This is a genomic window from Duganella sp. GW821-FHT01E12, assembly GCF_059422325.1.
On record NZ_JBWKWR010000002.1, the window covers coordinates 211,142 to 227,442 of the forward strand.

Sequence of the window (16,301 nt, forward strand, 5' to 3'; positions counted from 1 at the left end):
CTTGTTCGCCACCACGCCACTTCGTAATGCAGTACTGCTCAGCCTGTACGGCGCAGCCGCCCTGAGCCTCGCACCCTCCGCCTTCGCGCAGTCCGCGCCGGAAGCCAAGCCAGACACCCCCATCCAGTCGGTCAGCATCGTCGGTTCGCGCCGCGCGACCAGTTCCTCCACCGACACCGTGGTGCCGGTCGATATCATTCCGATGAGCAAGTCCACAGAACAAGGCGGCCAGTTCGACCTGGCGCAAACGCTGACTTATATCTCGCCATCGTTCAACTCGACCCGCCAGAGCGGCTCCGACGGCGCCGACCTGGTCGATTCGGCCGCGCTGCGCGGCCTCGGTTCCGACCAGACCCTGGTGCTGGTCAACGGCAAGCGCCGCCACACCACCGCGCTGGTCAACCTGTTCGGCGCGCGCAACCGCGGCAACACCGGCACCGACATGAACACCATCCCGCTGCTGGCGATCAAGGACGTGCAGGTGCTGCGCGACGGCGCCGCCGCCCAGTACGGCTCGGACGCCATCGCCGGCGTGATGGACATCGGCCTGAAGAAAAGCAAGGGCTGCGAGGCGGTGGCCGGCTTCAGCGAATACTCCAAGCGCGACGGCAAGAACTACCTGACCTCGGCCTACTGCGGCTTCGAGATCGGCAACGGCGGCACGCTCGGCATCACCGGCGAATACCTCGACCGCGGCCGCTCCAACCGCGCCGAGGCCGACAACCCGCGCATCATCGGCGACAGCAAGACCAAGAACCAGACCCTGTACCTGAACGGCGAACTGCCGACCGTCGGCACCGGCAAGCTGTACTTCACGGCAGGCGCCCAGACCCGCGACGCCTCCAGCGCCGCCTTCGCGCGCGGCGGCGTCGGCTCCGACGACATCCCGAGCCGCAACTCGGCCGCCATGTACCCGAACGGCTTCGTGCCCTTCATCAACGCCGACATCGACGACCGCTACGCCATCCTCGGCCACCGCAGCATGGTGGGCGACTGGAACCTGGACCTGTCGCAGACCTATGGCTACAACAAGATGAAGTACAACATCAGCCATACGATCAACGCCTCGATCGCCAACAAGGACTTGCTGGCCGGCGGCAAGGGCATCAGCCCCGACCGCTTCGACGCGGGCGGCTTCTCGTTCCAGCAGCTGACCACCAACCTCGACCTGAACCACTACTACGACGGCCTGGTCGGCGACGGCCTGAACGTGGCCTTCGGCGGCGAATACCGCAGCGAGAACTACAAGATCTTCGCCGGCGAGCCGGGCTCGTACAACGACGTCGACGGCGTCGGCTTCGGCGGCAACGCCGGCAGCCAGGGCTTCCCCGGCTTCCAGCCGGCCGACCAGGTCAACGCCAAGCGCCACAGCACCGCCGCCTACCTCGACCTGGAAGCGGACCTGAACAAGACGGTCAAGCTGCAGGGCGCGGTGCGCTATGAAAAATTCAGCGACTTCGGCTCCACCGTCACCGGCAAGCTGGCCGGCAGCGTGCGCGTGGCCGACAGCGTGCTGCTGCGCGGCTCGGCCAGCACCGGCTTCCGCGCGCCGTCGCTGCAACAAGTTTATTTCTCGTCCACCTTCACCGACTTCATCGGCGGCGTGCCGACCGACGTGGTGCTGGCGCCCAACGGCGGCGCCGTCGCCAACGCGGCCGGCATCCCGAAACTGAAGGAAGAAAAATCGACCAGCTTCACGCTGGGCACGACCTGGACGCCGAACGCCGCCCTGTCCGTGACGGCCGACCTGTACGACATCAAGATCAAGGACCGCATCGTGCTGTCGGGCCGCTTCAACGCCGACACCTACCCCGACCTGGCCGAGCGCCTGGCCAAGCTGGGCGTGGGCGAGGCGCAGTTCTTCGTCAACTCGGTCGACACCAAGACCCAGGGCCTGGACCTGACCGCGTCGCACAAGACCAACTTCGGCCCCAACAAGCTGACCACCTTCCTGGCGCTCAACGTCAGCAAGACGGAAGTGACCGGCATCCACGCGCCGGCCTCGCTCAAGGGCTTCGAGGACGTGCTGCTGTCGGAGAAGGAGCGCCTGTACATCGAGCAGGGCGCGCCGCGCTCCAAGGCCACGCTGGGCTTCGACTACGTGACCGGCCCGTGGGAAAGCGACCTGAAGATCATCCACTTCGGCCCGCAGACCCTGGGCACGTTCAGCGGCACGGCGGCCGGCGTGCCTAACCAGCACTACGAGTCCAAGACCTCGGCCGACCTGAGCTTCACCTACGCCATCAACAAAAACATGAAGTTCACCTTCGGCGGCAACAACATCTTCAACGTCAAGCCGACCTCGCAGAACCCGGACGAAACCGACAACGGCTTCAAGTACGAGAGCGTGCAGTTCGGCCTGAACGGCGCGTCGTACTTCGGCCGCCTGTACGTCAAGTTCTAAGCCGGCGCTGCCGGACCTGTAGACTGAACCCCGAAAGCTGGCTATCAGCTTTCGGGGTTTTTTTATAGCGCATCGTCGCGAAGGACACAACATGTTTGAGATCAGCCAGCTGCGCTGTTTTGTCGCCGTGGCCGAGGAGCTGCACTTCAGCCGCGCGGCCGAGCGGCTGAATATGACGCAGCCGCCGCTGAGCCGCCAGATCCGGCTGTTGGAACACAATGTCGGCGCGGAGCTCATCGAGCGCAGTAGCCGCGTGGTGCGGCTGACCGCCGCCGGCAAGGCTTTCCTGCCGGAGGCCACGCGCATACTCCGGCTGGCGCACGAGGCGGCGCTGACGGCGCGCCGCGCCGCCAAGGGCGAGCAGGGACATCTGGCGATCGGCTTCACCTCGGCATCGGGCTATAGCCTGCTCCCCGAGGTGGTCCGCCGGCTGCGCGAACACTGCCCCGGCCTCTCCCTGACGTTGAAGGAACTGGTCAGCACGGCGCAGGTCGAGGCGCTCAACTCAGGCGAGCTGGACCTGGGCCTGATGCGCCCGCACACGCTCAACGCGGAACTCGAAACCATACCGCTGACGACCGAATCGCTGATGCTGGCCATCCACGAGGACGACGCCGGCGACTGGCCGCTGGCGCCTACACTGCAGAGCCTGCACGGCCGGCCTTTCGTGATGTACTCGCCGTTCGACGCGCGGCCGTTCCATCACATGCTGAGCGAGCGGTTCGCCAAGGCCGGCGTGGAGCCGGACATCGTCGAGCACGTCGGCCAGGTGCATACCATGCTGGCCTTGGTGCGCGCCCGCCTGGGCGTGGCCCTGATTGCCGAAGGCGCGGGGCGGCTCGGGTTCAACGGCCTGGTGATGAGAAAAATGGAGACCGAACCGGTGCACATGGTGTGCGTCCACCGGCGCGACAACGAAAACCCCGTATTGCGTGTCTTTAAACGCGAGGTGCTGCCGACGTTCCACGCTGACTGATCCCGCAGCGATTCACTATTTGAATCGCTGGCGACACTCTTTGGTTTGGTGATGCATAGATGCCCGCCCTATGATTGATTTGCAAGCCAATCATAAAAAATACATCAAGGAGACAGCATGAAACAAGCGGCAGCAATTGTCCTCGCCCTGGGCGCAGCCACGGCGCAAGCCCAGTCCTCCGTCGCGATCTACGGCATCGTCGATGCCGCCATCGTCGGCGAACGCGGCGGCAGTGCAGGCAATCTCACCAAGGTCACCAGCGGCGCGGGCTCCGCCTCGCGCCTCGGCTTCCGCGGCACCGAGGATCTGGGCGGCGGCATGTCGGCCTTCTTCACGCTGGAGGCCGGCACCAAGATCGATACCGGCGAAATCGACGCGGCCGGCACCCTGTTCAACCGCCAGGCCTTCGTCGGACTGAAAAGCGGAATCGGCTCGGTCGCCCTCGGCCGGCAGTACACGCCGTACCACACCACGCTGGTCAATATCGTCGACCCGTTCAGCACGGGTTACGCGGGCACCTCCAAGAACCTGTTCCCCGACTCCGGCGCGAACGTCCGCACCAGCAATACGATCAGCTATGCCTCGCCGCGCGTGAACGGCGTCGATGGCGAACTGTCCTACAGCGCCGGCGAGCAGACCAATATCCGCGCCGGCCGCCAGTTCGGCGGAGCGCTCGGCTACGCCACAGGTCAGCTGACCGTGCGCCTGGCCTACAACAGCAAGAATTCCGACGTGGTCGCCAGCGGCGCCACGCCGGCGCTGGACCGCACCCTGGGCCGCAACACGCTGCTGGGCGCGAACTACAACTTCGGCTGGATCAAGCTCCATGCCGGCTACGGCATCGACAAGGGCTTTAACGCCGCGCCGTTGGGCAACCCGAACAATCCTTACGGCGGCGTCAAGCCGACGGCTTCGACCGACGGCCGCGACTACCTGCTTGGCTTCAGCATGCCGGCCGGGCCGGGCACCGTGCTGGGCTCGGTGATGCACAAGGACGACCGCACCAGCTTCAACCAGGACGCCAACGCCTGGGGCATCGGCTATCTGCATCCGCTGTCGCCACGCACCTCGCTCTACGCCGCGTACGGCCACATCCGCAATAAAAACGGCGCCGGTTACACGGTCGCCAACAATACTGAAAGCGGCTCCGGCAACACCGGCTACAACCTCGGCATGCGTCACGCCTTCTAACCCGGCATCACCAGAGACAGGACGCACCGTGGAACAAGCTCAATTCACCCAGGCCGTCAGCATGGCCAAGCCGCAGACGCGCAAACGCTGGGTCATCCTGGCCATGCTGTTTGCGATCACCACCATCAACTACGCCGACCGCGCGACGATTTCGATCGCCGGGCCGGAAATCAAAAAAGCGCTCGGCCTGGACGCGGTCCAGATGGGCTTTGTCTTCTCGGCCTTTGCCTGGTCCTACGTGCTCGCCCAGCTTCCGGGCGGCTGGCTGCTGGACCGTTTCGGATCGAAGATCACCTACTTCTTCAGCATCTTCCTGTGGTCCACCTTCACCCTGTTCACCGGCGCCGCGGGATTCGTGACCGGCGGCGCGGCGGTGGTGCTGCTGTTCGTGCTGCGCCTGCTGGTCGGCGCCGCCGAAGCGCCTTCGTTCCCGGGCAACAGCCGGATCGCCTCGTCGTGGTTCCCCACCCACGAGCGCGGCCTTGCCGCCGCCGTGTTCAACTCGGCGCAATACTTCGCCACGGTGCTGTTCGCGCCCATCATGGGCTGGCTGGTGCATTCCTTTGGATGGCAAAGCGTTTTCTTCGCCATGGGCGCCCTGGGCATCTTCATGGCCTTCGTCTGGCTCAAGACGATCTACGGCCCCAAGGACCACCCCGGCATCAACGCCAGCGAGCTGCAGTACCTTCAGCAAGGCGGCGCGCTGGTCGACCTGGAAAGCGGCACGCGCGCGGCCCAGCCCGCGCAGGTGAACACCATGGCTTGCATCAAGGAGCTGCTCAGCAGCCGGATGCTGCTGGGCGTGTACATCGGCCAGTATTGCATCACCACGCTCACCTACTTCTTCCTCACCTGGTTCCCCGTGTATCTGGTGCAGGAGCGCCACATGACGATCCTGAAGGCCGGCTTTGTCGCCTCGCTGCCCGCCATCGCGGGCTTCCTGGGCGGCGTCAGCGGCGGCTGGCTGTCGGATCGCCTGAACAAGGCGGGCTATTCGCTGTCGGTGTCGCGCAAGTTGCCTATCGTGATCGGCATGCTGCTGTCGATGAGCATGATCGCCTGTAACTACATCGAGACCGATATGCTGGTCGTCGCCATCATGTCGCTGGCCTTCTTCGGCAAGGGCATCGGCGCGCTGGGCTGGGCGGTGGTGTCGGACACGTCGCCCAAGGAAGCCGGCGGCCTGAGCGGCGCCCTGTTCAACACCTTCGGCAATACCGCCGGCATCACCACCCCCATCGTCATCGGCTACATCGTACAAAACACCGGCTCGTTCTCGGGCGCGCTGGTGTTTGTCGGCGCCAATGCCGCGATGGCCATCGTCTGTTACCTGTTCATTGTCGGCGATATCAAACGCGTCTCGCTGACCACTTCCACCCAACCACGCTAGAACTTATCTATGAATCACATCGTCACCAATGCCCCGGTCGTGACCGACATGCGCGTCGTTCCCGTCGCCGGCCAGGACAGCATGCTGCTCAATCTCAGCGGCGCCCACGGCCCATGGTTCACCCGCAACATCGTGATCCTGACCGACAGCGCCGGCAATACCGGCCTGGGCGAGGTTCCCGGCGGCGAGAAAATCCGCCAGACCATCGAGGACGCCCGCCCGTTTGTCATAGGCAAAACGCTGGGCGACTACAACGGCGTGCTCAACGCGATGCGCAGCGCGTTCGCCGACCGCGACGCCGGCGGCCGTGGCCTGCAGACCTTCGACCTGCGCACCACCATCCACGCGGTGACGGCGATGGAGTCGGCGCTGCTCGACTTGCTGGGGCAGTTCATGAACGTGCCGGTCGCGGCCTTGCTGGGGGACGGCTTGCAGCGTTCCGCGGTCGAGATGCTGGGCTACCTGTTCTACGTGGGCGACCGCAACAAGACGCCGATGGCCTATCGCAGCGAGCCCGGTGCCGACGATGCGTGGTTCAGGCTGCGCAACGAGGAGGCGCTGACGCCGGAAGCCATCGTGCGCCTGGCCGAAGCGAGCCATGCCCGTTACGGCTTCAACGATTTCAAACTGAAGGGAGGCGTGCTGTCGGCCGACGAGGAGATGGAGGCGATCGTCGCCCTGCATGAACGCTTCCCGCAAGCGCGCGTGACGCTGGACCCGAACGGCGGCTGGCTGCTCAAGGACGCGGTTCGCGTCTGCCGCGACAAGCACGGCATCCTGGCGTACGCGGAAGACCCGTGCGGCGCGGAGAACGGTTTCTCGGGCCGCGAAGTGATGGCCGAATTCCGTCGTGAAACGGGCCTGCCGACCGCCACCAACATGATCGCGACCGACTGGCGCCAGATGGCGCATGCGATCCAGCTGCAATCGGTCGACATCCCGCTGGCCGACCCGCACTTCTGGACCATGCAGGGTTCGGTGCGCGTCGCCCAGCTGTGCCAGATGTTCGGCCTGACCTGGGGCTCGCACTCGAACAATCACTTCGATATTTCGCTGGCGATGTTCACCCACGTCGGCGCGGCGGCGCCGGGCAAGGTGACCGCGATCGACACCCACTGGATCTGGCAGGACGGCCAGCGCCTGACCAGGGAGCCGTTGAAGATCGAGGGCGGGATGATACATGTCCCTGCCCGGCCCGGCCTGGGTGTCGAGCTGGATATGGTGGAGCTGGAGAAGGCCCATCAGGCCTACAAGAACATGGGCCTAGGTGCGCGCGACGATGCCGCGGCGATGCAGTTCCTGGTTCCCAACTGGAAGTTCGATAACAAGCGCCCTTGCCTGATGCGCTAAGGCAGGATCGCCAACCGTCGATGTGTAACGTTTGCTTACACATCGCTAACGCCATCCAACCCGGCGCCGTTTTACACTGCCTGCATCTTAGGCACAGGAGCGTATTATGCGCCGGGCATTCCTATTCATGTTGTTGCTTTCCCTGCTGCAGGGCGCGCTCGCCTATGCGGCGCTGGGCAGTTCCCCTTCCAATTTCGGCGCGACGCCCGTGCGGCAAGGCGCGCGCAGCCTGGCGGCCACCGGCGCCGACAGCACGGCCGTCTACACCGTCAGCCAGAGCACGCTCGACAGCGGCACCGTGGTGCGCGAATACGTCAACGGCGACGGCACGGTGTTCGCCGTCAGCTGGAACGGCCCAACCCTGCCCGACCTGCGCACCCTGCTGGGCGACAAGTTCGCCGTGCTGACCAGCACCGCCGCCAAGCGTCCCAAGGCCGGCCATTCGCAGCTGGCGCTGGAGCAGCCGGACGTGGTCATCGTCTCGGGCGGCCACATGCGCGCCTACGCCGGCCACGCCTGGATACCCAGCGCGCTGCCGGCCGGCTTCGACACTGCCGTCATCGAATAAGGACACGCGCATGTTCCGTTCCCTCCTTGCCGGCGCCGTGCTCGCGTTCACACTCAGCGCCTGCGGTGGCGGCAGCGGCGGCGCCGCGACGACCGCCGCCCAAACCACGCAAGCGACCAGCCAGGGCGCCGCCGCCACGCCGGTGGTCAGCATCAGCGCCACGCCGACCGCCACCACCGTCGGCCAGGTCGTCACCCTGAGCTGGAGCGTCAGCAATCCGACCACGACCGGCTGCACCGCGTCCGGCGCCTGGAGCGGCGCGCTGGACAACAGCGGCTCGCGCACCGTCACGGCAGGCGCGGCCGGCACCGCCTACTACACCGTCACCTGCGGCGGCGTCAGCAAGACCACCAGCGTGGTGGTCAGCTCGCCGCCGCCCTCGCCCACCGTCAACCTGACGCTGGCGCCGGCCAGCATCACCACCGCGCAGACCTCGGTGCTGAGCTGGTCGTCGGCCAACGCCAGCGGCTGCACCGCCGGCGGCGCCTGGAGCGGCGCCAAGGCCACCTCCGGCTCGCTCACCATCGCGCCCAATGCGGCGGGCAATTTCGTCTACACGCTGTCCTGCGCCGGCGACGGCGGCAACGTCAACGCCAGCGCCGCGCTGAGCGTGACCGCGCCGCTCAGCAACAGCACCGCCATCGTGGTCGACAGCGGCCCGACCGGCGTCAACGGCGCGATCAACATTCCGTATGTCAGCGTGACGGTGTGCCGCCCCGGCACCAGCACCTGCCAGACCATCGACCACGTGCTGCTCGACACCGGCTCCTACGGCCTGCGCCTGCTGGCGCCGCTCGACGCGGCGCTGAACCTGCCGGCGGTGCAGACGCCGTCCGGCGCCGACGCCGGCACCTGCGGCAAGTTCATCGGCGGCTACACCTGGGGTGCGGTGCGCCGGGCCGACGTCAGGATGGCCGACGAAACCGCGGCCGGCATCTCGATCCAGGTGATCGGCGACAGCGGCGCCAACTACGCGGCCACGCCGTCCAGCTGCAGCAGCGCCGGCAACAACCTCGGCACGCTGGCGGCGCTGGGGGCCAAGGGCATCCTGGGCGTCGGCCTGTTCAAGCAGGACTGCGGCGACAGCTGCGCCAGGTCGGCGGTGGGCGGCGCCTACTACGCCTGCACCGCCAGCGGCTGCGTCGCCAGCAGCATGGCGCTGGCCTCGCAGGTCAGCAATCCGGTGGCCTCGTTCGCCGTCAACAACAACGGCGTGCTGCTGGTGCTGCCCGGCGTGGGCACCTCCGGCCTGACCTCGGTCGGCGGCACGCTGATCTTCGGCGTCAACACGCAGGCCAACAACACCATCGTCGGCGAGACCCTGTTCACCACCAACAGCGGCGGCGACTTCAACACCACCTACAAGGGCAAGACCTACAGCGCCAGCTTCATCGACAGCGGCTCGAACGGCTACTTCTTCAACGACAGCACGATACGCACGTGCTCGGGCGGCGATTTCTACTGCCCGGCCGCCACGCTGTCGCTCAGCGCCACCAACACCGCCGCCGACGGCAGCGCCAGCGGCGCCGTCAACTTCAGCGTGGCCAACATGGTGCAGCTGGCGTCCACCATTTCGGCGGCCCAGGTCGGCGGCACCGCCGGCAACGGCAATTACTTCGACTGGGGCCTGCCCTTCTTCTACGGCCGCCGCGTGTTCGTGGTGATCGAGGGCGCCAGCGTCAACGGCAAGACGGGACCGCTCTGGGCCTACTAGATTTTGCTTTTTGTCATCGCCCTGTCATGTCGATTGGGTAAAGTCGCCCCCTTGAATTTTCTTACTTTGAGGGTGCGATGAAATTAAATCTGGTGATGTTGGCTGCCATGGCGGCAGCGGGTCTGGTCGGTTGCGGCGGCGATTACACGCCACCGCCGGCCATCGCGGAAGGCACGACCGTCACGCTGGCGCTGATGGAGACCACCGACATCCACGCCAACGTGATGAGCTACAACTACTACTCGCTGGCCGAAGACACCAGCCTGGGCCTGGAACGCACCTCGACCCTGGTCAGCGCGGCGCGCGCGGAAAACCCGAACAACGTGCTGCTGGACGACGGCGACGTGATCCAGGGCACGCTGCTGGGCGACATGCAGGCCGTGACCAAGCCGGTCGCCTGCGCCGACACCATGGCCGTGCACAAGGTGATGAACGCCATGAAGTACGACGGCGGCGGCTTCGGCAACCACGAGTTCAACTATGGCCTGCCGCTGCTGAGCCAGATCACCAACACCGACTTCGGCATTCCCGGCGTGGCCAAGCCCAGCGGCACCTGTGGCGCCCCCAACTTCCCGCTGGTGCTGACCAACGTCACCGGCGTGGCCAGCAACAAGCCCATCGTGCAGCCGTACACGCTGCTGCCGCGCACCTTCAGCGCCACCAAGCTCGACGGCACCAAGGTCGACGTCAAACTGAACATCGGCATCATGAGCTTCGTGCCGCCGCAGATCCTGGACTGGGACCAGAAGAACCTGGCCGGCAAGGTCGCCGTGACCGGCGTGCAGGAAGCGGCCAAGCAGTACGTGCCGGAGCTGCGCGCCAAGGGCGCCGACCTGGTGGTGGCGCTGTCGCACGGCGGCCTGGACCCGAGCGCCTACAGCCCGAAGATGGAGAACGGCAGCTATCACCTGACCAGCACCGGCATCGACGCGCTGCTGATCGGCCACTCGCACCTGATCTTCCCGAAGGGTAAAGAGACCGGCGCGCCGGCGCTGGATGCGTCGTTCGCGGCCTTCCCGGCCAGCGCCAAGATCGACGCCGTCAACGGCTTCGTCAACGGCGTGCCGACCGTGATGGCGCAAAGCTGGGGTCGCCGTCTGGGCATCATCAAGCTGACCCTGGTCTACACCGGCGGCAAGTGGGTGGTGCAGCAGGATAAGACCAGCGTGGAATCGCGCGGCTTCAAGTACGCCGACGGCACCACCGTCGTCAAGGCCGATCCGGCCATCGCGCCTATCGTCGCCACCGAGCACGCGGCCACCATCGCCTACGCCAAGCAGCCGCTGGGCGTGAGCACCGACTTCGAAATGTCGGCCTACTTCTCGCTGGTGGGCGACGTCAGCGCGATCCAGCTGGTCAACCAGGCGCAGCTGGACTACGTGAAGAAATTCATCGCCGCCAGCACCGACGCCACCATCGCCAGCTACAAGAACATTCCGGTGATCTCGTGCAGCGCGCCGTTCAAGGCCGGCCGCAACGGTCCATCGGACTTCACCGACGTCGCGCCGGGCGCCAGCGCGGCCGCGCCGGTCGGCCTGCAGGTGCGCAATCCGGGCGACCTCTACCTGTACAGCAACAACAACCTGCAGGCGGTCAAGATCAAGGGTTCGGACCTGAAGGCCTGGCTGGAAACGGCGGCCAAACAGTTCGGCCAGATCGACCCGGCCAAGACCAGCGAGCAGGACCTGGTGCCGTCGTACGGCACGATCTACAACTACGACGTGTTCTACGCCGAGAACAACGCGCTGACCTACCAGATCGACGTGACCAAGCCGGTCGGCAGCCGCATCGTCAACTTGACCTACCTGGGCAAGGCGGTGGCCGACGGCGACGACTTCATCGTCGCCACCAACGACTACCGCGCGGGCGGCGGCGGCGCCGTGCCCGGCATCGACGGCAGCAAGACCATCATCAAGTCGCCGGACGCCAACCAGACCGTGGTCAGCAACTACCTGACGGCGCAGGGCGCGGCCAGCGGCAAGGTCACGCTGGCGGGCAACGGCAGCGCGCGCAGCTGGAGCTTCGTCAAGGTGGCGACGGCCGGGCCGGTGATCCTGCGTTCGGCGCCGGGCCACCTGGCGCTGGCCAAGAGCAGCGGCATCACCGCCGTCACGGCCGAGGGCGCGCTGGATGCCAGCGGCTTCGCCAAGTACGCTATCGATCTGAGCAAGTAAGTGGGTGCGCGGGGCCGGCACTGCCGGCTCCGTTTATCGTGAGGTCACTATCATGCAAGTGAAAAATTATCCCGGCGTTGCGTTGATCGGCCTGCTGGCGGGCGTGTTCCTGTTCGGCTGCCAGCTGCAGCAGGAGAAGCCGACCTCGGCGCAAATCGAGACGGTGGGCATGAAGGCCATGCAGCAGGCCGACGCCAGCGCCGAGCGCAAGCTGATGTCGTGGTCGGCGCAGAACATGCCGGTGGCGCAGCGCGAGCTGGGCTTGCTGTACCAGACCCGTCCCGAGCAAAGGGCGCAGTCGCTGGCGCTGTTCGAGCAGGCGGCGCGCGGCGGCGATGTGGACGCGGCCTACCAGCTGGGCGAGATGTTGCGGGTGGGGGTGGCCGGCGTGGCGGCGGCGCCGGCCGCGGCGGCGCCGTGGTACGCGATGGCGGCCAAGCAGCATCACGCGCGGGCGGCGCTGATGCTGGGCATGCTCTACAAAAACGGCTACGGCGTCGCGCGCGACGACGTGCAGGCGGCGCAGTGGCTGAAGGTGGCCAGCGATCTGGGCAATCCGCACGCCATGTTCCTGCTGTCCTACATCTACCGCGACGGCCGCGGCGTGGCGCAGGACAGCGCGCAGGCGCGCCATCTGCTGGAGGAAGCGGCCGAGCACGAGTATCCGCCGGCGATCCAGGAACTGGCGATGACGGTGCAGCTGGGCGACGCGCTCAGTCCCAAGGACGAGCGCCGCGCCGGCTACCTGCTCAAGGAAGCGGCCGAGCACCGCCACAACAACTGGAATCGCTTCTGACGCGCGTTTGATTCAGCTGGAAGACCCGGTCAATCCGCAGTGCTAAAATTATCACTCACCGCGGGAGACTGCCATGCCAAAATTCACCATCGAATTACCGTCCGCACTCAGCCTGAGGCTCGATGCAATTACCGATAGCGATAAAGTGAAGGCCCAAGAATTTATTCTGGAATCGATCGCGGAAAAGATTGCATTGATCGCGGAAAAAGATGAGGTTTGCGCAATCGCCGATGATCGGTTCGAGGAATTCTTAAAGAACCGGCAGTCGGTTCCATGGACAGAGGTCAGCATCTATCTGGAAAGGCGCGCTGCTGGCGAAGCAGCTCCACCGCCAGTGCCTAAAACTTTTATTCCCTGATCATGGCACGCCTTGAGCTGATGCCGAATGCGATCGACGATCTCGATCGCATTCTGGATTTTTTAGTTCAAAACAAGGTGTTGAACGCTCCCGCGAAAATTCTCGAAATTCAGAAGTCCATCAATGTTCTGCAAACTACACCCTTGATCGGCCACGTCACCCACAAAGACAAGCGTGAGCTTCTCATTGGAAAACGAAAACACGGCTATGTCGCCATATACAAGTACTTGGCCGATATCGATACGGTATTTGTGCTCGCCATACAAAGCCAAAGGCAGCAACGTTGAACATCGCACAGACCGTCGTTGAGCCACGGCGGAAGAGGAAATTTTATACCCCGCCGTGCGCGCCGCGATCAAGGCCGACGACCTGATGGACCTCGATGCGCTCGGCGCCGAGGTCGCCGCGCGCAAAGGTCTAGTCGCACTGCCGCCGCACTAGGATCGGTTCATCCAGAACGCCAGTTCCTTGGCGCGGTCGCCGCTCTTCCAGCCGGTCAGCGGCTGGTAGATGGCCGCCGGATCGCCGCCATTGGACAGGAAGGCGCGCCACGCGAAGTGGTCGTACACGCCTTCGATGTGCACCGCGTACGCCTGCGCCAGCGCCTTGTCGCCACGGATGATGACCAGGTTCTCGTCGTTCTTGGCCGACGCCGCCGGCGAGAAGTTGTGCGAACCCGTCACCACCACGCAGTCGTCCGAGAACGGATCGATCACCAGCGTCTTCGAATGGATGATCGCGTTCAGCCCGGCGCTCAGGTACATGCTGCGCTGGAATTCCTCCAGCGCCCACTTGGGCAGGTTGGCCGGCGGCAGGCCGTCCGGCTTGAGCACCTCGTTGTGGAAACGCGCCGGGTCGACGCCGTTGGCGATCACCTGCGCGTTGTGCTCGGTGACCACGCCCTTCTCGCTCTGCGTCACCGCCGACACCACGCCGCGGATGTAGGGCGCGTCCGCCTCAGCCACGCGCGCCAGCAGCGCCTCCAGCAGCGGCGACTGGCCCGGCATGAACATCAGAAACAGCACGCCGTGTTTGGCCTTGGCGATGGCGTCCAGCACCGGCGCGAATTCCGCCTGCCCCTTGGTGGCGGCAAAGAAGGTGGTGACGTTGCCGTCGAGCGTGGCCTTGCCGTTGTCGACGCGCAGCTGCTCGGGCATGTCGTCGCCCACCTCGGCCAGCTTGCGCCACTGCTGGTAGAAGCGGTTGGCCGTGGCCGGACGCTCCAGCACCAGCACGTTGTTGAGCTGCGTGCACAGGCCGGTCGTGGTCCAGTTGGTGCTGCCGGTCAGCATGCGCAGCGCCTGGCCGCTGGTGGCGTCCACCTCCACCACGAACTTGTTGTGCACGCTGGGGCTGGACGCGCCCTTGTGCGACAGGTCGCGGTGCTTGACGATGACGTCGGCCCCCTCCAGCTCATGCGCGGTGTCGTCCAGCGTGGAGCTGCCGTTGCCCAGCAGCAGATGGCAGCGCGCGCCGAACGCCTTCAGGCCGGCGATCAGTTCGGGATCGTTGAGCTCGTACAGGGCCGCGTACAGGTGGTTGCCGCGACGGTCGGCGTTGGCCATGAAGTCCAGCAGCGCGTGGCGCGCCTGCCCGGCCAGGTAGCGCCGCCCCGGAAAGCCGGGCTCCGCCAGGTGAGCCTTCAAGGCCTTCAGCGATTTGATGTCGACCTCGCCGCCCGCCAGCCGCGACACCACTTGCGACATGATGGTGCCGCGATTGAAGTAGACGGCCGTGCCTTCCGCGCCGCTGTCGGGCGCCTCGGCCGACACCCAGGCCGAGGCCTCGGCCTCGCGCAACACGAAGCCGCCGGCGCCGGCCGCCATCGGCGTGACCCGGTAGGCGGCGTGGCCGGCCTGCTCGACGTCGTGGTCCACCCACATGCAGCGCCGGATCGGCGACGCGCTCGAGTCGATGCCGCCCACCGGCACCTGGGTGCCGTCGGCGCCGGCCGGGATGCGGTTGTTGAGCACGGTAATGTTGCCGGTCTTCAAGTCCTTGCGTTCCAGCCGGAAGCCGACCAGATCGTCGCTCCAGGGATCGGGCGTCCAGGCCAGCAAGGCGTCGTCGGAATTGCTTACCACTTGCAGATTTGCAGCCATAGTACCCCCTAAGAAAGTTTGCGGAAAGTCAATGCACTATAGTTCGCAATGTGCATCAGATCTACGCACTTTCTCACCGGGGGGCGACGCGCCGCTATGACGGCGCGGCACGTGAAATTTTTTCACGTTGCAGCCAGGCGCTCCATCTCGCGCTGCATATTGTCTATGGCGCGCTCGTTGTACTGGTCGGCGAAGTAGTCGTTGCCGAACAACAGGCCCGCCTCCGCCTTGCGGCACAGGTGGGCCAGGGCGCCGCCGCGCTGCTCGCGGTATTTGGCGTCCGGCAGGTGGATGTACTCCTGGCGGATGGCGCGCGCATAGTTCTGGTAGACCTCGTCGTCCTGGCCCAGGATCGCCAGGTCCACGCTGAGCATGGTGTCCTTCAGGCGGTGGCTGATCGAGGCTTCCTGGAAGTGGTCGGTGGCGCGTATCAGCTCGGCGGCGTCGGCCATCTCCTGGCCCAGGTGGCTGCCCAGCCACAGCTGGGCGCTGGCTTCCTCGTTGGTCAGCGCGCCCGGCTCGCCGCTGTGGCCGTACTCGGCGTCATGGAACCAGAACGCCTGCTTGACGATGTCCACGTCCACCGGATCGGGCCGCGTGTTGGCCGCCCACACGCGGATCTCGCACAGGCCGTGCACCAGGTGGTCGAGGTTGTGGTAGTGGCGCGCCGGGCCGCCATAGGCCGTGGCGCCGGTCAGCTGCACGAACCACTGGTCGGCGTGGGCGATGGCGGTGGCGTCGCGGTGCTCGTAGTCCCACAGCGCCTCCCACTCCTTGCGCAGCCAGCTCAGCACCCAGGCGTGGTAGGCCGGGCCGGGCACGAACTTCTTCATGATCCAGTTCCAGCCGATCGGCCCCTCCAGCGCCTTGACGAAGCTGGAGCTGACCGAACCGAGGTCGCGCGGCGGCATGACGAAGATGGTCTTGGCGCCCTGCAGCACGTCGACGTTGGTTTGCTGGATCAGGTTCTCGTAGTCGAAATCGGCGGTGGTGCGGATGCCGCGGATCAGGCAGTGCACGCCCTGCTTCTTGGCCGCGCGCGCCGTGTAGTCGCCCTTGACGATGACCACCTGCACATTGTCCCAGCCCTGCTCGGCGCAGCTGAGCGCGATGATGCTCTTGCGCTCCTCGGCCGTGAACTTGGGCTTCTTGGCCGGGTTCTCGGACAGGAAGACCACCACCTCGTCCGCCAGCGAACGGGCTTCGTTCATCACCCACATGTGGCCGTTGGTGATAGGGTCCAGTGTGCCCGAAAAGCCGATTTTCCTCATACGCCGC

General features: G+C 65.7%; 13 protein-coding genes. 11 read left to right on the plus strand and 2 right to left on the minus strand.

What is annotated here, in order from left to right:
* The first annotated feature begins 1 nt into the window (after position 1).
* The 11 genes from AC07WS_RS06245 (at position 2) to AC07WS_RS06295 (ending at position 13,208) form a co-directional block, all read left to right on the plus strand.
* The gene (locus tag AC07WS_RS06245; protein ID WP_494728221.1) at positions 2 to 2,404 is read left to right on the plus strand and encodes a TonB-dependent receptor plug domain-containing protein; all 2,403 of its coding nucleotides are present in this window, start codon (positions 2 to 4) and stop codon (positions 2,402 to 2,404) included.
* A gap of 91 nt (positions 2,405 to 2,495) precedes the next feature.
* Positions 2,496 to 3,380, plus strand: a complete 885-nt coding sequence (locus AC07WS_RS06250; RefSeq protein ID WP_494728222.1) for a LysR substrate-binding domain-containing protein — start codon at positions 2,496 to 2,498, stop codon at positions 3,378 to 3,380.
* A gap of 117 nt (positions 3,381 to 3,497) precedes the next feature.
* Positions 3,498 to 4,571, plus strand: a complete 1,074-nt coding sequence (locus tag AC07WS_RS06255; protein ID WP_494728223.1) for a porin — start codon at positions 3,498 to 3,500, stop codon at positions 4,569 to 4,571.
* A gap of 61 nt (positions 4,572 to 4,632) precedes the next feature.
* On the plus strand, positions 4,633 to 5,961 hold the full coding sequence (locus AC07WS_RS06260; protein WP_494728929.1) for an MFS transporter: 1,329 nt from the start codon (positions 4,633 to 4,635) through the stop codon (positions 5,959 to 5,961).
* 9 nt (positions 5,962 to 5,970) lie between these two features.
* Entirely contained in the window at positions 5,971 to 7,311 is a 1,341-nt protein-coding gene (gene gudD, locus AC07WS_RS06265) for a glucarate dehydratase (protein ID WP_494728224.1), read from the plus strand.
* A 106-nt stretch (positions 7,312 to 7,417) separates the two neighbouring features.
* Positions 7,418 to 7,879: a DUF2844 domain-containing protein gene (locus AC07WS_RS06270; protein WP_494728225.1), complete on the plus strand. Its 462-nt coding sequence runs from the start codon at positions 7,418 to 7,420 to the stop codon at positions 7,877 to 7,879.
* A 10-nt stretch (positions 7,880 to 7,889) separates the two neighbouring features.
* Complete coding sequence (locus tag AC07WS_RS06275; protein WP_494728226.1) at positions 7,890 to 9,593, plus strand: DUF3443 domain-containing protein; 1,704 nt, start codon at positions 7,890 to 7,892, stop codon at positions 9,591 to 9,593.
* A 77-nt stretch (positions 9,594 to 9,670) separates the two neighbouring features.
* Positions 9,671 to 11,767, plus strand: coding sequence for a bifunctional 2',3'-cyclic-nucleotide 2'-phosphodiesterase/3'-nucleotidase (locus tag AC07WS_RS06280; RefSeq protein ID WP_494728227.1), 2,097 nt, complete (start codon positions 9,671 to 9,673; stop codon positions 11,765 to 11,767).
* Positions 11,768 to 11,819: 52 nt separating this feature from the next.
* Entirely contained in the window at positions 11,820 to 12,563 is a 744-nt protein-coding gene (locus AC07WS_RS06285) for a tetratricopeptide repeat protein (RefSeq protein WP_494728228.1), read from the plus strand.
* A gap of 73 nt (positions 12,564 to 12,636) precedes the next feature.
* The gene (locus AC07WS_RS06290) at positions 12,637 to 12,921 is read left to right on the plus strand and encodes a hypothetical protein (protein ID WP_494728229.1); all 285 of its coding nucleotides are present in this window, start codon (positions 12,637 to 12,639) and stop codon (positions 12,919 to 12,921) included.
* A 2-nt stretch (positions 12,922 to 12,923) separates the two neighbouring features.
* Positions 12,924 to 13,208 carry a type II toxin-antitoxin system RelE/ParE family toxin gene (locus tag AC07WS_RS06295; protein WP_494728230.1) on the plus strand — a complete coding sequence of 95 codons (285 nt, stop codon included), beginning with the start codon at positions 12,924 to 12,926 and terminating at the stop codon, positions 13,206 to 13,208.
* Positions 13,209 to 13,358: 150 nt separating this feature from the next.
* On the opposite strand, the gene AC07WS_RS06300 is transcribed toward AC07WS_RS06295, so the two are convergent.
* Both AC07WS_RS06300 and coaD read right to left on the minus strand, forming a co-directional pair.
* A complete protein-coding gene (locus AC07WS_RS06300) occupies positions 13,359 to 15,023 on the minus strand; it encodes a phospholipase D-like domain-containing protein (RefSeq protein ID WP_494728231.1) in 1,665 nt (554 codons plus the stop codon).
* Positions 15,024 to 15,145: 122 nt separating this feature from the next.
* Positions 15,146 to 16,294 carry a pantetheine-phosphate adenylyltransferase gene (gene coaD / locus AC07WS_RS06305; RefSeq protein WP_494728232.1) on the minus strand — a complete coding sequence of 383 codons (1,149 nt, stop codon included), beginning with the start codon at positions 16,292 to 16,294 and terminating at the stop codon, positions 15,146 to 15,148.
* Between the last annotated feature and the right edge of the window lie 7 nt (positions 16,295 to 16,301).